General features: G+C 38.1%; 1 protein-coding gene. It reads right to left on the bottom strand.

Annotated features, from left to right (window positions below; translation table 11 throughout):
- Positions 1 to 109: 109 nt before the first annotated feature.
- On the bottom strand, positions 110 to 509 hold a 400-nt coding region (locus DPN68_RS13210; RefSeq protein ID WP_157958516.1), incomplete at its 5' end, for a hypothetical protein.

Genomic DNA, 509 nt, shown 5'->3' with positions numbered 1-509 from the left:
ACCGCGTTTGGATTTTGAACCATAAGTCCAATGTTCTTTTTGCCTATAATTAGAAGGTACAAGAACCATGCCGTCGGAACGTACCATGATTCCTAGTACCGGATGCTGTTTAATTTCCGTCATTTTCTACCTCTTTACGCTGTTTCTGATTTTTTAACTTAATGGTTTCTTGTTTTGCCATTTCATTATCAAATTTAGAAACATTTAAAGCAGTTTGACCAGCAATTTTAACTTTTTCTGAATTTGCTTTTTCCTTAGCTACATCTAACTCTACAGCTTTCTTCTCGAGTTCCATTTCATTTTTCTGTGCTTCGGTAGACATTTCCATCAAATCTTTATCGGTCAGTTCACCATCAAGACGGTGTTCGAGTAACATCTTTTCCAATTCTTGCTGATGTTTGAGTTGTGCAAGTGTAACTTCACGGTCAAGGCTATAAGCTTTAAGTTCGCTCTGTCTCTTTTCGTCTTCCAACTGTTTCTGGAGTTGAGCGATTTGTGCATCACGAGCC

It is taken from the genome of Flavobacterium tibetense, assembly GCF_003293845.1.
GTDB classification, from domain to species: domain Bacteria; phylum Bacteroidota; class Bacteroidia; order Flavobacteriales; family Flavobacteriaceae; genus Flavobacterium; species Flavobacterium tibetense.
The sequence above is the reverse complement of the archived record's forward strand: the minus strand, read 5'-3'. Positions and strand labels throughout refer to the sequence as shown.